Origin of the sequence: Bacillus cereus group sp. BfR-BA-01310, assembly GCF_022664325.1 — a bacterium.
Lineage (GTDB): Bacteria > Bacillota > Bacilli > Bacillales > Bacillaceae_G > Bacillus_A > Bacillus_A paramycoides.
Genome location: NZ_JAKUHD010000001.1, coordinates 491,524 through 507,038 on the forward strand (window position 1 = coordinate 491,524; position 15,515 = coordinate 507,038).

The following is a 15,515-nucleotide window of genomic DNA, read 5'->3' on the forward strand; positions in this document are numbered from 1 at the left end:
GGGATACCATTATGATTGTGATAGGCCGTTCTATTGTACACCCTTATATCACAAATGAATATGAGCCATTTGCAGCTGAGAAACAACAAATTTTATCCATAATGGCGGGAAATCAAGAAGTTTATTCCTTCCGAACAGCTGATGAACTCAGCTTTGATCTTAATTTACGAGTTAATATTATTACTTCCGCGCTAGAACTTTTTCAAAGTGGCTTTCAGTTTCGTACATTTCAACAATCTTTTTGCAACCCTCAGTTTTGGGAAAGAACATCACTTGGAGGGTTTCAACTCCTTCCAAACGTACCACCCTCTATTGCCATCCAAGATATTTTTAAAAATGGAAAACTATATGGAACTGAATGCGCCACCGCAATGATTATCATTTTTTACAAAGCATTACTAGCATTATATGAGGAAGAAACTTTCAACCGTCTATTCGCGAACCTTTTACTTTATACATGGGACTACGATCGCGACTTAAAGCTCATAACAAAAACGAGTGGCGATATCGTTCCAGGTGACCTCGTTTACTTTAAAAACCCACAAGTGAATCCAGCTACGATTGAGTGGCAAGGAGAAAACACAATCTATCTAGGAAATTCCTTTTTTTACGGACATGGTGTAGGCGTAAAAACGAAAGAGGAAATTATTTATTCATTAAATGAACGAAGGATTCCTTACGCTTTTATTTCAGCTTATTTGACCGATCTTATTACTCGTATTGATAGTCGTATTATGAGTCACTACGCTTCTCCTAACACGCCACAAACAGCGATAGGATTTATCCCTATTAGAGATGATGCAATCGTTGCAACAATTGGACATACAACTACAATCTATTAAAAAAACGCCTACACAAGTAGGCGTTTTCTCTTATCATTAAGCTTTTGTATGTTCTTTATGGTCACATTCGCAATGAGATCCACACTTCCCATAAAGTACTGTTGATTTTTCATCTTCAAAATGTGCGATTGTTCCTTCACAAACTTGGCATACGATTGTTCCCATTTTCATTTCCCCCTGAGTTTTAAGAATAATCTACTTATATATGATTAAGCTTTCGCATTGTCTCTACTAGCACAGTCACAATTTGATCCACATTTCCCATAAAGTACTGTCGTTTTCTCATCCTCAAAATGTGCGATTGTTCCTTCGCAAACTTGACATACGATTGTTCCCATTTTTCATTTCCCCCTAAGTTTATGGTCCTAAAAACTTTTAGCTGTCCATTTCCTATCAATTATTGGGCTTTTGTATGCTCTGTGTGATCACATCCGCAAGATCCACATTTCCCGTAAAGTACCGTTACTTTCTCATCCTCGAAGTGTGCAATTGTACCTTCACAATCTTGACATACGATTGTTCCCATTTTTCATTTCCCCCTAAGTTTATAATCCCAAAAACTTTTGTAACCGCTTAACTTTCTGTCTTTATTTTAATATGTTATACTTTTTACGTCAATAGGTTTTTAGTATAACACATTAAATATTTTTAATTTTAATTAGTATGCGATATTAACATGAAAAAACAGCCATATCCATACGTACGACTGTTTCTCATTAATTATTCTTCATACTCCGCATGTAAAGATGTAGACGGAACAAGAAATTTAAAAAACTGAGCTACCTCCTCGGCTTCCTCTTCCGATCCTAACTTAAAAGTTTCTTGTATATATTGAACATTCTCCACATCATCTCGTCCAAGCAAAGTCGATCTTCCTGTTTGCATGCAAACAATGAGTGGCTTTCCAAAAAACATATTTGTATAAATAACTCCAAAATCATAGCGTGTATCATGCGTCATAAACCCTAAAAATCGTACCTTCACACTTTCATGCTCATCATACAATTTTTCAAACATTAGCTTCCACCTTTCTAAGTAACACTTCCTACTCATAAATATATTAAACAAAAAAAGTAATACTCCTTTTAATTGTCAAAAAATTCAGTAGGATGTAGAATTATATTATTCTACTAAGCTAGGGGGAATTTATATGCAACATGCCTTTATCACACTTGTACCTAAATCCAATAAACAATCTGTTTCAATAGAAGATGTAAAACACCTTTTTCATTACTATAAAACCATCACCTCCAAGACTGGTGATCAAATTAATTATACTTATACAAATACAGCTTTTCCTTATGAAATATTAGATACATCAGCAACAACATTAAAACTTCAATCTAGTCACGATCGATATGATTCAATTTATGTTGGAATCGGGATAGAAAATGAACAATCTTTCATTCAGATTTCTTTACCCACTACAGCAACATTCGGTGATAAAGGAAAAGCAAACGAATTTAGCCGTTTTCTAGCGAAGAAATTAGAAGGAGAGTTACAATTATTTAATGGAAGAACAATGTATTTCTATAAACGCTAATTTAAAAAATCGATAATATAATAAAAAAAAGTATACAATTTGAACACGTAAGAAATAGAGCCCGTTTCCTGACGTGTAATACAAAACATGCTATCACATACGCTAAATAAAGAAATACGAAAAAGAGAATTACTTTGTAATGGAATTTATCTCCATTTGATAATGATAATACAATGGAAAAACCACTCCATAGTAGAAAATGATAAAATATAACATGTAATATTTTCATGGAACCTTCTCCTTTGACATGCTCTATTTTATTAATATATGGGGTTAAATTTGAATCAATTACATATTATACGAGGGCATATATACCACTTTTAAAGTAACATATGTTTTAACAGTTCATTAAAGTATTATATATTCATTCGACAAGTACATATAAAGACCTTGCAACTCATTTTATGGAAATAAAAATAACCCATCTCTTAAAATAAGAGATGGGTTATTTACATTACTTAAATTATTTTACAATGTGAATTGGCATTCCAAGAGCAACCTCAGCTGCTTCCATTGTGATTTCACCTAATGTTGGGTGAGCATGGATTGTTTGAGCGATATCTTCCGCTGTCATTCCAGCTTCGATAGCTAAACCAATCTCAGAGATAATATCAGAAGCGCCTGCACCTGCAACTTGTGCACCTACAAGAAGACCATCTTCTTTACGTGTTACAAGTTGTAAGAAACCGTCAGTGCTGTTTAATGATAACGCACGACCGTTTGCAGCGAATGGGAACTTAGATACAGTTACTGCCATTCCTGCTTCTTCAGCTTGTTTCTTAGTGTAACCAACAGATGCTAATTCTGGATCAGTGAAGCATACTGCAGGAATTCCGATGTAATCGATTGCTGATGCATGGCCACTAATTGCTTCAACAGCTACTTTACCTTCGTAAGAAGCTTTGTGAGCTAATGGTGGTCCAGGAACGATATCACCGATTGCATAGATGTTTGAAATATTTGTACGGCATTGCTCATCGATTTCGATGATACCGCGGTCAGTCATTTTAACTCCAACTTGCTCAAGACCGATTTCTTGAGTATTTGGACGACGACCTACAGTTACTAATACGTAATCTGCTTCTACAGTTTGGATTTCACCTTTAACTTCGAAGCTAACTTTTACGCCAGTTTCTGTTTCTTCAACGCCTTTAGCCATAGCTTTTGTATGGATATTTACGTTTCCTTTTTTCTGAAGAGCACGTTTAACAACAGAGCTCATTGCTTTTTCAAAACCAGCTAGGATTTCGTCGCCAGCTTCTACTACAGTAACTTCTGTACCGAAGTTAGCATATGCAGTACCTAATTCCATACCGATGTAACCGCCGCCGATTACAACAAGTTTTTTAGGAATTTCAGGTAAGCTTAAAGCGCCTGTAGAGTTGATAACACGTTTAGAGTATTTGAATCCAGGAATTTCGATTGGTGTAGAACCAGTTGCAAGAACAGCATTTTTAAACGTATAAGTTTGAGCTGCATCTTCAGTCATTACGCGTAATGTGTTAGCATCTACGAAGTAAGCTTCACCGCGAATGATTTCAACTTTGTTACCTTTAAGAAGGCCTTCAACACCGCCAGTTAATTTCTTAACTACGCCGTTTTTCCATTCTTGAACTTTTGTAAAGTCAACTTTTACGTTCTCTGCAGTGATACCCATGTCATCAGAATGCATTGCATTCTCATAACGGTGACCTGCATTGATTAACGCTTTTGAAGGAATACATCCAACGTTTAAGCATACGCCACCAAGGTTAGCTTTTTCAATGATTGCTACCTTTTGACCTAATTGTGCTGCACGAATTGCCGCAACGTATCCACCAGGACCTGCACCAACAACGACTGTATCTAATTCAATTGGGAAATCTCCTACTACCATTGTTATTACGCCTCCATTACTAATAATTGTGGGTCATTCAATAAACGTTTAATTTGGTTTAATGCTTTTTGAGCAGTTGCGCCGTCAATTAAACGATGGTCAAAGCTTAGAGATAAAGCTAATACTGGAGCTGCAACGATTTCACCGTTTTTCACAACTGGTTTCTCAGCGATACGGCCGATACCAAGGATTGCTACTTCTGGGTGATTGATAACTGGAGTGAACCATTGTCCACCTGCAGAACCAATGTTTGTAATTGTGCAAGAAGCACCTTTCATTTCAGTTGGAGCTAAACGACCGTCACGTGCTTTACCAGCAAGATCATTGATCTCGTTAGAAATAGTAAAGATTGACTTGCGATCTGTATCTTTAACAACTGGTACTAATAGACCTTTGTCTGTATCAGCTGCGATACCGATGTTGAAGTAATGTTTATGAACTACTTCTTGAGATGCATCGTCTAAAGAAGTGTTTAACATTGGGTATTCACGTAATGCAGATGTTAAAGCTTTAACAACGTATGGAAGGTAAGTTAATTTAATACCTTTGTCCGCTGCAACAGCTTTGAACTTCTTACGGTGAGCAACAAGCTCAGTTACATCAATTTCATCCATTAATGTTACGTGAGGAGCTGTATGCTTAGAGTTAACCATTGCTTTCGCAATCGCTTTACGGATACCACTCATTTTCTCACGAGTTTCTGGATATTCACCAGCTGGGATTGGTTGTGCTTTTGGTGCTTCTTCTTTCGCTGCTGCTGGAGTAGCTTCTACTGCTGCTGGAGCCTCAGTTGCTGCTACAGTTTGTCCACCATTTGCAAATGCATCGATGTCAGTTTTCACAACACGGCCGTTCTTACCAGAACCAGCTACTTTATGAATGTCTACACCTTTTTCACGAGCATATTTACGAACAGATGGCATAGCGATTACGCGCTCATTTACTACTTCTGCAGTTGCTGCTGGAGTAGCTTCCGCTGCTGGAGCTTCTACTGCTGCTTCTTCAGCTTTTGGAGCTGCATCATGATCGTCACCTTTAAATTTAAGGTTTTCGTATCCAGGAGCATCAAATTTAATTAATGTATCTCCTACAATTGCAACTGTTCCTTCTTCTACAAGTACTTCAAGTACTTTACCTTTAACAGGAGAAGGGATTTCTACTACTGCTTTATCATTTTGTACTTCAAGAAGTACATCGTCTTCATTTACTTCATCGCCTGGTTTAATAAACCATTTTACGATTTCACCTTCGTGGATACCTTCACCGATATCTGGTAGTTTAAATTCAAATGCCACGGAATTCAGCCCCCTGATTCATTTCATTATTATGGAATATGTACAAAAGAAACCAGCATGTGCTGATTTCTTCTGCACATGAAAAACTAAAAATTAGAAGTTCATTACTTTGTTAACAGCTTCAACAATATCTTTATGGTTTGGTAACCATACGCTCTCAGCTTGAGAGAATGGGAATACTGTATCAGCAGCTGCAACACGTACAACTGGAGCTTCTAAGTTTAAGATTGCACGGTCGTTAATTTCCGCTACAACGTTAGCTGCAATACCAGCTTGTTTTTGAGCTTCTTGAACTACAACTACGCGGCCTGTTTTTTCAACAGAAGCGATGATTGTTTCGATATCTAATGGTTGAACTGTACGTAAGTCAACAACCTCTAAAGAGATACCTTCTTTTTCAAGTTCTTCAGCAGCTTTTAATGCAGCATGAACCATAGCACCATAAGCGATAACAGATACATCTGTACCTTCACGTTTGATATCAGCTTTACCTAAATCAATTGTGTAATCGCCTTCTGGTACATCTTGACGGAATGAACGGTACAATTTCATATGCTCTAAGTAGATAACTGGATCGTTGTCACGAATCGCAGAGATTAAAAGACCTTTTGCATCGTATGGAGTAGATGGAATAACAACTTTTAGACCAGGTTGTTGTGCCACTAATCCTTCTAAGCTATCAGCATGTAGTTCAGGAGTATGAACACCACCACCGAATGGCGAACGAATTGTTACTGGAGCAGTCCAACGTCCACCAGAACGGTAACGCATACGAGCTAATTGACCAGAAACTGAATCCATTACTTCATAAATGAAACCGAAGAATTGAATTTCTGGAACTGGACGGAAACCTTCAAGTGCAAGTCCAACTGCAAGTCCACCAATACCAGACTCTGCAAGTGGAGTATCCATTACACGATCTTCACCGAATTCAGCTTGTAAACCTTCAGTAGCACGGAATACTCCGCCGTTTACACCAACGTCTTCACCAAACACAAGTACGTTAGGGTCATTTTTCATTTCAACGCGTAAAGCATCAGTGATTGCTTGAATCATTGTCATTTGAGCCATGGCTTACTTCGACTCCTTTTCTTTGTAAATTTCATATTGTTCAGCTAAGTTGTAAGGCATTTTTTCGTACATGATTTCCATTAAATCAGTAACTTTTTGTTTTGGAGCTTGGTCAGCCTTAGCAATTGCTTGTTTGATATCTTCTTTTGCTTCTTCGATTACTTTCTCTTCAACTTCTTGAGACCATAGGCCTTTGTTTTCTAAGAATGCACGGAAGCGTACGATTGGATCTTTTTGTTCCCATTCGTTTTCGATATCTTTTGTACGGTAACGAGTTGGGTCATCACCAGCCATTGTATGTGGACCATAACGGAATGTTAAAGTCTCGATTAAAGTAGGGCCTTCGCCGTTTACTGCGCGCTCACGAGCGAAAGCAGTTGCTGCGTATACAGCTAATGGATCCATACCGTCTACTTGAATTCCGTAAATACCTGCTGCTACTGCTTTTTGTGCTACAGTTTTAGCTGCAGATTGCTTTTCTACTGGAGTAGAGATTGCATAACGGTTGTTTTGTACAACGAAGATTGCTGGAGCTTTGAATGCACCCGCAAAGTTCATACCTTCGTAGAAGTCACCTTGTGAAGCACCACCGTCACCAGTGTAAGTAATAGCAACAGATTTTTTACCACGTAGTTTCATACCTAACGCAACACCAGCAGTTTGGATGATTTGCGCACCGATAATGATTTGTGGAGCAAGTGCATTTACATTCTCAGGCATTTGGTTACCCATGAAATGTCCACGAGAGAATAAGAATGCTTGGTATAATGGTAAACCGTGCCATACTAATTGTGGCACATCACGATATCCTGGTAAGATGAAATCTTCTGCTTCAAGTGCGAAATGACTTGCTAATTGAGAAGCCTCTTGTCCAGCTGTTGGTGCGTAGAATCCTAAACGTCCTTGACGGTTTAAAGAAATAGAACGTTGATCTAGTACGCGAGTATACACCATACGGCGCATTAATTCTTTTAATTGATCATCAGATAATTCAGGCATAGCTGCTTCATTCACAACTTCGCCTTTTTCATTTAAAATTTGTAATGTTTCAAATTGAGCTGCGATAGCTTTCATTTGCTCATCAACATTAAATAGGGTCTTTTTTGTTTTAGTACCCATTCCGTTCACCTCTTCCTCTCTTGAACCATATTCTGAAACGCTTTCACTATCTATTAGCTAGACTGAAAACGTAACAATGTAAACCAACAAATTTGTCTGTCGGTTGAGAATAATTTTGTGTACCTAACAATCTGTACTAATGTTTTTTCAGAAACATATTAATACAATCTTGATCACGTTTTTTAGTTTACAACTATTCTAATTACGATGTCAATTACTTTGAATACGTTTTTTTATAAATAATATGCAGGTTTCCTCTACACAAACGTGTTTTTATTTTTCACATCTGTATTAGTAAGCATTAACCCACTGTTATATTATTCCCTTTTTAGCTTGTTTTTGCTCTTAGAATAATATGTAAACGATTTAATTCTCCTTAGTTTTTCTCTCTTCCCAATAAAAATATACAAACTCTTCTCCCTTTTCTAGGTGAACACCCATACATTTCTTACTGCTACTCCATACATTAAAGTAACCGCAGTATTAGCGGGAAATGATAAAGGAGGTCATCTCATGTACGGATACTCATATTGCTATCCAACGACTTGTTCATATCCTTCCTACGGTTATGGCGGTTCTTGCGGCGGATCTGGGTGCGGCTTCGCATTAATCGTTGTGTTGTTTATCCTTTTAATTATCGTTGGTGCTGCTTGCATTCGCTAATGTAAAATGAAACAACTATGGAAAGAAACAGACGGCTTTGCCGTCTTTTCTTTTTATTATGCACATAGCTTATCTATAGAAGATTTGTTTCCAAGTAGCCCTACCTTACTTGCCGATGACTTTTTTTATCTCCTTTGGTAGACTAAAGAAGAAAGGAGAGATTACATATGCTTACAATGAATGATGTAATTCGCGAAGGAAATCCTATTTTGCGAGAAGTCGCTGAAGAAGTTTCATTACCAGCGAGCGAAGAAGATACAAATACCCTTAAAGAAATGATCGAATTTGTAATAAATAGCCAAGAACCTGAAATGGCTGAAAAATATAATTTGCGCCCTGGAATAGGATTAGCAGCTCCGCAAATCGGTGTTTCAAAGAAAATGATCGCTGTTCATGTGACCGATACAAATGATACGTTATATAGTTACGCATTATTTAATCCAAAAATTATTAGTCATTCTGTTGAACGTACACATTTACCAAGTGGTGAAGGGTGTCTATCTGTAGACCGTGAAGTATCTGGTTATGTTCCTCGTTACACAAGGATTACGGTGAGAGCCACAACTATTAACGGTGAAGACGTAAAACTACGATTAAAAGGGTTACCGGCAATTGTATTCCAACATGAAATCGACCATTTAAATGGTGTTATGTTCTATGACCATATTAATAAAGACAATCCATTTGCAGCTCCTGATGATTCAAAACCTCTAGAGCGATAAGTAAAAAGGCGGAAGATTTAACTTCCGCCTTTTTTATTATATGAAATGGGTTCCATATCCACTTACAACAACCCAGCCCATTTCAACCCATGATAAATACCGTCTTCACTAACATCTTTTGTCACATAATTAGCTAGTTTTTTCAAGTCCTCATGACCATTCCCCATCACAATTCCTGTTCCTACTGCTTCAATCATTTCTAAATCATTTAATCCGTCCCCAAATGCATATACTTGTTCACGGTTAAACCCTAATTTCTCAATAAATTTCTCAATTCCTTTTGCCTTAGAACCACCATTAGGAATAATATCCATTGAATATGCATGCCAACGTATAAAATGAAAATCCGGATACTGATGAATAAACTTTTCTTCTTCATTTACTTCACAAAAAAGAAGCGTTTGATATATATCGCGTTCCTCATAAAACTCAGGCTCATATGCTGGATGCTTAAAGTGTAAGCTCCCAAACCCCTCTTTCACATAATCATGATATTCTACTGTCGCTTTCATTTCTTGATGATCAAGATATACAAGGGGATATCCTTCTTTTTTTGCAAACTCAGTAAACTTATGTAGAGCAGCTGGATGTAATGGATTGTTAAATATCACCTCATCTTCAAACACAACGTACTGTCCATTAAAACTGACATAGTTATGAATATTAAGTTCCTTCCGAATATCTTCAAACATAAATGGAGCACGTCCTGTCGCAATTGCTACATGCACGCCTTTTTCTTGTAAATGTCGTACTGCATCTCGTGTAGATTGCGGAATTTTTTTATCATGATCTAATAATGTTCCATCAATATCAAAAAAGACAATTTTATCATTCATTTGTCAAAATCCTTTCTGGCACTCTATATTCCTATTTTGGTTATCACTTTTCAAAATCCAAAAAAAAGTATAACATATTAAACATCTGTGAAGAAAGCGTTCACTTTCTGACCTTATTTATGGAATACGCATATACTATTAGTAAAAAATGTGGATACTTGTTCGGATGAATTTTCTTTTCCATTCTTTCTCATACTATAGCTATAACTAACGGCTACTAATCGTTACTACAAGATAACTTACACTGTACTTGAAAGGACAAGATTCATAATTCACTTCTAATCTTCTTTCTTGTACGGAGGGCGAAGTTATCACTAGTAATATGCATGTTTCAAATAAGGAAAGGAAGGAGTAATCATGCTGAAGAAGCTGAAGAAAAAGCTCAAGCGTTATTTAAATGATCTAGTCCGTAAAAAGACAATCGCTTAAATTGTGCCCATTTCGGGCTTTTTCTTCATTCTCATTCGAAAAAACATGAAAATCGTGACTGTTTGCTTTATAATAAGTAACAGATAATGCAAAACATAGACAAGGAGAGGTTTTCCAAATGATTTTTAAAGTATTTTATCAAGAAAAATTAACTGAGGTCCCAGTACGTGAAAATACAAAAGTTTTATATTTAGAGGCTACGTCTGAAAAGGATGTTCGTAAAAAATTACAAAAGTTCGCATATAATATCGAGTTTGTTCAGTCTGTTACTGGTGCTCATCTTGAATATGAAAAACAAAACGCTGATTTAATATTAGCGGAGATCGTATAATCATATGAAATTCCTAAAAAATGATCAGGCTGCTGTTTTTGCTCTCGGTGGACTTGGTGAAATCGGCAAAAATACATATGCTGTTCAATTTCAAGATGAAATTATTATAATTGACGCTGGAATTAAATTTCCAGAAGACGAACTCCTCGGAATCGATTATGTAATACCAGATTACACTTATTTTGTGCGAAACGAAGATAAAATTAAAGGATTATTCATTACACATGGTCACGAAGATCATATTGGTGGAATCCCTTACCTATTACGTCAAGTGAACATTCCGATTTACGGCGGTAAATTAGCAATTGCCCTAATTAAAAACAAATTAGAAGAGCACGGATTGCTTCGTAAAGCGAAACTTTATGAAATTCAAGAAGATGATGTTATAAAATTCAAAAAAACATCTGTTTCCTTCTTCCGTACAACACACAGTATTCCAGATTCATACGGAGTTGTTGTGAAAACACCTCAAGGACAAGTTGTTCATACTGGTGATTTCAAATTTGATTTCACACCAGTCGGTGAGCCAGCAGATTTAACTAAAATGGCTGAAATCGGAAAAGACGGTGTACTTTGTCTCTTATCTGACAGTACAAACAGTGAAGTTCCAAACTTTACAATGTCTGAGCGCCGCGTTGGTGATAGTATTCAAGATATTTTCCGCAAAGTAGAAGGTCGTATTATCTTCGCAACCTTTGCATCCAATATCCATCGTCTACAACAGGTTATTGAAGCAGCTGTTGAAAACAATCGTAAAGTGGCTGTATTTGGTCGAAGTATGGAAGCAGCTATTGAGATCGGACAAAACCTCGGTTATATTCGCTGTCCGAAGGATACATTCATAGATGCATCTCAACTAAACCGCCTACCAGCTAATAAAGTTGTTATTTTATGTACAGGTAGTCAAGGTGAACCAATGGCGGCACTTTCACGTATTGCTAATGGTACACATCGTCAAATTCAAATTATTCCTGGCGACACAGTTGTTTTCTCTTCTTCACCAATCCCTGGTAATACAATTAGTGTAAGCCGTACAATTAACATGTTGTATCGTGCTGGTGCTGATGTAATCCACGGAAAGCTGTCAAACATTCATACAAGTGGACACGGTGGACAAGAAGAGCAAAAACTAATGCTACGACTAATTAAACCGAAGTATTTCATGCCAATTCATGGTGAGTATCGTATGCAACGTATGCACATGAAATTAGCGAATGATTGTGGTATTCCAGAAGAAAACTGTTTCATCATGGATAATGGCGATGTTCTTGCTTTACGTTCTGATGAAGCAAGCGTAGCTGGGAAAATCCCATCTGGCTCTGTCTATATCGATGGAAATGGTATTGGAGATATCGGTAATATCGTATTACGTGATCGTCGTATCCTTTCTGAAGAAGGGCTTGTTATTGTAGTTGTAAGCATTGATATGAAAGAATTTAAAGTTGCAGCAGGTCCTGATATCATCTCACGTGGTTTCGTTTATATGCGTGAAAGTAGCGATTTAATCAACGATGCTCAAACTTTAATTACAACACATTTAGAAAAAGTAATGGAGCGAAAAACAACACAATGGTCTGAAATTAAAAATGAGATTACAGACACATTAGCACCATTCCTATACGAAAAAACAAAACGTCGTCCAATGATTTTACCAATCATTATGGAAATATAAGAAAAAGGACAATGCCTTCTCGGCATTGTCCTTTTCTCTTATCTTAAAAAATGTTTAAAACGATCTACTTCGTCATCATGACCAATTACAATTAATATATCTCCCGCTTGAATATTTTCTGTAGCTCGAGGAGATACAATAACTTCTTTACCACGTTTAATTGCTACAATATTCAAACCAAACTTCGCACGAATATCTAATTCAATTAAAGAGTGCCCATCAATTTTCTTATTTGCAATAATCTCTACAATACTATGCTCATCTGAAAGCTCTAGGTAATCTAACACATTACTTGATGCGATATTATTAGCAATCCTTTTTCCCATATCTCGTTCTGGATGCACAATATGATCTGCCCCTATTTTACTTAACACTTTTTCATGGTAGTCATTTTGAGCTTTCACAGTAATATTTTTCACACCTAATTCTTTTAGAATTAACGTTGTTAAAATACTTGAATTTAAATTATCTCCAATAGCAACGACCACATGGTCAAAATTACGGATACCAAGACTTTTTAATACCATCTCATCTGTTGAATCCGCAATTACAGCATGCGAAGCGATATTTGCAAACTCATTAATTTTATCTTCATCTGAATCAATTGCCATTACTTCCATACCTAATTGCGCTAGTTCGCGGCAAATACTTCCACCAAAACGCCCAAGCCCAATGACAGCAAATTCTTTCTCTTTTTCACTCACAGGAATTCCTCCAATAACATCAAGTACTATGTGATTTTATTGTAACATACTTTAGATTCACTACAAAAACCTGTATATAATCCTTATTTTTGTTTTTGCATATAAAAATACTGTTGTAAATAAAACACGATACTGAAAATTAACATACCGAATACAAATATATTTCCAAACGAACTAAATGTTTCAAAAACGAACAATAATGTTTCTTGTCCGAAAAAAGCAAATAAAAGTTGTGTAAATGCGAATATCAGTGCCAATATGTAATGATGTTGATGGAATAAATAATGCGTTGCTCCTAAAAAAGCTAAAAACGAAACAATGAAAATCCACCAAGTTTCTAAAAACAGTTGCCAATTAGTAAATTGATATCCATTTACTAATATCGCAATAATTCCTATAACTGCCATTGTTGGCACACTCCATAATAATGCACGTCCTCTAAAGAAGCGCGTACCTTTTGCATCTCCTTTTTCATTTGCAATGTATGTTAGCACGACAGTACTTATATACAAAACAGAGAGGATTGTTAAAACAATGATAAGCCAAAAATGTAATTGATAATATTCATGTTCTATATTCGTCACGATCGCAGCTAGCATACATGGAATTAACATGCCTGTCCAACCATCTATTTTTCTTTCATTCCAAAACACCGTATTACCAATCCGAATTCCTAATAGCATAAAAATAATGATACCTAGTACAAATAATGTAGTCTTATTCCCTACTAAACTAGTTGAGAAAGCAATTAATCCAATAAATAAAAAAAGAACAAATCCATTCATAATTTCTAGTACAGGTGATAAATATCTTTTCACCCATTTATATGTTTCTTCATATTCACTATTATTCGCTAAACGATAGGCGTAAAAACTTATCCCAAAATAAACCGCCGCAATAATAACATATGCATATAAGACGAAACATAAAATCGCACTGCTAATTTGCACGTAATTCCCCACCCTTTTTTCTATGTATCACATTGATTTTACACACTTTTTATACTAAAAGTAAACATATATACGGTAGTTAAACAATTATCTTCCCTATTAGCGAGAATTAATAATGAGCAGCGGCTTCCCCCTGCTCATTATTAATACGCTAAATTTCACTTCATCCATTTGTATGAAGTTGTCTAACACTAACAAATATGAAAGATGTTTTCGTCTCGGAACTAAGAGGCGCCTACTCTAAACTTTTGCAAAGTTAGCAAGTAAGTTTACTTTCTATTTCCTTTCCACTTCACATATTGATCTAAAAATGCTATTGCTTGCTCAATAGCTTCTTCGTCTGGTTTTAATTTCGCATGATGTAAACCATGTTCTGAATTTACTCCAAGCCAAAACATAAATCCAGGTATCTCTCGAAGCATATAGCCAAAATCTTCACCTGTCATTGCCTCAGTGCATGTAATGACATCCATATCTGTTTGTTCACCTACAAATTGCATAAACTCTCTCGTTAACTCTTCATGATTATACACTTGATGATACATTGCTCCATAGTCAATAATAGCTTCGCATTGGAAAGAAGCTTCTATACCCGCGACAATTGCCTCAATTCGACTTTTAACACGTTTCATTGACTCAACGGATAGTGTACGAATCGTTCCTTCTAAACGAGATTTTTCCGCGATGATGTTTTGAACTGTACCGCCTGTGATTTTCCCAATTGTAATTACAGCACTGTCAAGAGGGTTCACATTACGACTAATAACTGATTGAAGTTGTGTAACGAGATGACTTGCTGCAACAATCATATCATTTGCTGTATGCGGATATGCAGCATGTCCACCTTTCCCTTTTAAATCAACATATAACTCTGATGTATTTGCAAATAATAACCCCTCTTTGGTTGCAATTGTCCCCACAGGGTATTCTGGTGCAATATGAAGACCAAGAATTATATTCGGCTTCCATTCTTTTAGCTCTTCGCTTTCTAACATAGGAAGAGCACCACCTGGCCCTTCTTCTGCTGGTTGGAATATAAACACAATATCATCATCTATTCTTTCGCTTACAGCTGCTGTTAGAAGGCCTAAACCAATTGTCGTATGCAAATCATGCCCACATGCATGCATCATTCCTTCATGAACAGAAGCAAACTCATACCCTGTTTCCTCTGTAATTGGTAAACCATCTATATCTGCGCGATAGCCTATTATTTTCTCTGGATTTTCCCCATTTACTTTAACGATTACACCTGTCTTCCATGTCTTCACTTCTAAATATTCATTAGGGAGGGTTCCTATGTAATCTAAAATATATTGTTGTGTTTTCCACTCTTTAAATCCAATTTCCGGGATCTTATGTAAATCTCTACGAATTTTGACAAATTTGCTTACTGTCATTTTTGCACCTCTATCTATAAAAAGCGTAAGAGCCCATTTATGCTCTTACGCTTTTTGTTTTT

At 36.4% G+C, this 15,515-nt stretch carries 19 protein-coding genes; 6 read left to right on the forward strand and 13 right to left on the reverse strand.

Annotation, left to right across the window (positions count from 1 at the left end; genetic code table 11):
* Positions 1–11: 11 nt before the first annotated feature.
* Positions 12–842 (forward strand): protein-glutamine gamma-glutamyltransferase, encoded by an 831-nt coding sequence (locus tag MR109_RS02445; protein WP_071718794.1) that lies wholly within the window; start codon positions 12–14, stop codon positions 840–842.
* 36 nt (positions 843–878) lie between these two features.
* Here MR109_RS02445 and MR109_RS02450 read toward each other — a convergent pair whose 3' ends face one another.
* From MR109_RS02450 to MR109_RS02465, 4 genes are all read right to left on the reverse strand, one after another.
* Entirely contained in the window at positions 879–1,007 is a 129-nt protein-coding gene (locus tag MR109_RS02450) for a GapA-binding peptide SR1P (RefSeq protein ID WP_000536785.1), read from the reverse strand.
* A gap of 44 nt (positions 1,008–1,051) precedes the next feature.
* Entirely contained in the window at positions 1,052–1,180 is a 129-nt protein-coding gene (locus MR109_RS02455; protein ID WP_002173207.1) for a GapA-binding peptide SR1P, read from the reverse strand.
* A gap of 59 nt (positions 1,181–1,239) precedes the next feature.
* Positions 1,240–1,368 (reverse strand): GapA-binding peptide SR1P, encoded by a 129-nt coding sequence (locus MR109_RS02460; RefSeq protein ID WP_000536778.1) that lies wholly within the window; start codon positions 1,366–1,368, stop codon positions 1,240–1,242.
* 194 nt (positions 1,369–1,562) lie between these two features.
* Positions 1,563–1,859, reverse strand: a complete 297-nt coding sequence (locus tag MR109_RS02465) for a DUF3055 domain-containing protein (RefSeq protein ID WP_048374035.1) — start codon at positions 1,857–1,859, stop codon at positions 1,563–1,565.
* 133 nt (positions 1,860–1,992) lie between these two features.
* On the opposite strand from MR109_RS02465, the gene MR109_RS02470 reads away from it, so the two are divergent.
* Complete coding sequence (locus tag MR109_RS02470) at positions 1,993–2,385, forward strand: DUF1885 family protein (RefSeq protein ID WP_025147743.1); 393 nt, start codon at positions 1,993–1,995, stop codon at positions 2,383–2,385.
* A 1-nt stretch (position 2,386) separates the two neighbouring features.
* On the opposite strand, the gene MR109_RS02475 is transcribed toward MR109_RS02470, so the two are convergent.
* The 5 genes from MR109_RS02475 to pdhA form a co-directional block, all read right to left on the reverse strand.
* A complete protein-coding gene (locus MR109_RS02475) occupies positions 2,387–2,614 on the reverse strand; it encodes a hypothetical protein (protein ID WP_071718792.1) in 228 nt (75 codons plus the stop codon).
* A gap of 234 nt (positions 2,615–2,848) precedes the next feature.
* Positions 2,849–4,261 carry a dihydrolipoyl dehydrogenase gene (gene lpdA / locus MR109_RS02480; RefSeq protein ID WP_071718791.1) on the reverse strand — a complete coding sequence of 471 codons (1,413 nt, stop codon included), beginning with the start codon at positions 4,259–4,261 and terminating at the stop codon, positions 2,849–2,851.
* Between the two features lie 5 nt (positions 4,262–4,266).
* Entirely contained in the window at positions 4,267–5,556 is a 1,290-nt protein-coding gene (gene pdhC / locus MR109_RS02485; protein ID WP_071718790.1) for a pyruvate dehydrogenase complex dihydrolipoyllysine-residue acetyltransferase, read from the reverse strand.
* Positions 5,557–5,649: 93 nt separating this feature from the next.
* A complete protein-coding gene (pdhB, locus tag MR109_RS02490) occupies positions 5,650–6,627 on the reverse strand; it encodes a pyruvate dehydrogenase complex E1 component subunit beta (protein WP_000068162.1) in 978 nt (325 codons plus the stop codon).
* A gap of 3 nt (positions 6,628–6,630) precedes the next feature.
* Positions 6,631–7,746, reverse strand: coding sequence for a pyruvate dehydrogenase E1 component subunit alpha (gene pdhA / locus MR109_RS02495; RefSeq protein WP_000536893.1), 1,116 nt, complete (start codon positions 7,744–7,746; stop codon positions 6,631–6,633).
* A 513-nt stretch (positions 7,747–8,259) separates the two neighbouring features.
* Here pdhA and MR109_RS02500 point away from each other — a divergent pair.
* Together MR109_RS02500 and def are read left to right on the forward strand one after the other, a co-directional pair.
* Positions 8,260–8,409: a YjcZ family sporulation protein gene (locus MR109_RS02500; protein ID WP_025147739.1), complete on the forward strand. Its 150-nt coding sequence runs from the start codon at positions 8,260–8,262 to the stop codon at positions 8,407–8,409.
* Positions 8,410–8,576: 167 nt separating this feature from the next.
* Complete coding sequence (gene def, locus MR109_RS02505; RefSeq protein ID WP_242270846.1) at positions 8,577–9,131, forward strand: peptide deformylase; 555 nt, start codon at positions 8,577–8,579, stop codon at positions 9,129–9,131.
* A 62-nt stretch (positions 9,132–9,193) separates the two neighbouring features.
* On the opposite strand, the gene MR109_RS02510 is transcribed toward def, so the two are convergent.
* Positions 9,194–9,967, reverse strand: coding sequence for a Cof-type HAD-IIB family hydrolase (locus tag MR109_RS02510; protein WP_048374039.1), 774 nt, complete (start codon positions 9,965–9,967; stop codon positions 9,194–9,196).
* A gap of 547 nt (positions 9,968–10,514) precedes the next feature.
* Here MR109_RS02510 and MR109_RS02515 point away from each other — a divergent pair.
* Both MR109_RS02515 and rnjA read left to right on the forward strand, forming a co-directional pair.
* Complete coding sequence (locus tag MR109_RS02515; protein WP_048374040.1) at positions 10,515–10,727, forward strand: DNA-dependent RNA polymerase subunit epsilon; 213 nt, start codon at positions 10,515–10,517, stop codon at positions 10,725–10,727.
* Positions 10,728–10,731: 4 nt separating this feature from the next.
* Positions 10,732–12,399 (forward strand): ribonuclease J1, encoded by a 1,668-nt coding sequence (rnjA, locus tag MR109_RS02520; RefSeq protein ID WP_002173216.1) that lies wholly within the window; start codon positions 10,732–10,734, stop codon positions 12,397–12,399.
* A gap of 38 nt (positions 12,400–12,437) precedes the next feature.
* Here the strand turns inward: rnjA and MR109_RS02525 are convergent, their stop codons facing one another.
* From MR109_RS02525 to MR109_RS02535, 3 genes are all read right to left on the reverse strand, one after another.
* Positions 12,438–13,103, reverse strand: coding sequence for a potassium channel family protein (locus MR109_RS02525; protein ID WP_001290442.1), 666 nt, complete (start codon positions 13,101–13,103; stop codon positions 12,438–12,440).
* Positions 13,104–13,186: 83 nt separating this feature from the next.
* Positions 13,187–14,053 (reverse strand): cytochrome C oxidase assembly protein, encoded by an 867-nt coding sequence (locus MR109_RS02530; RefSeq protein WP_242270848.1) that lies wholly within the window; start codon positions 14,051–14,053, stop codon positions 13,187–13,189.
* A gap of 269 nt (positions 14,054–14,322) precedes the next feature.
* Entirely contained in the window at positions 14,323–15,453 is a 1,131-nt protein-coding gene (locus MR109_RS02535; RefSeq protein ID WP_242270850.1) for an N-acetyldiaminopimelate deacetylase, read from the reverse strand.
* Positions 15,454–15,515 lie beyond the last annotated feature (62 nt).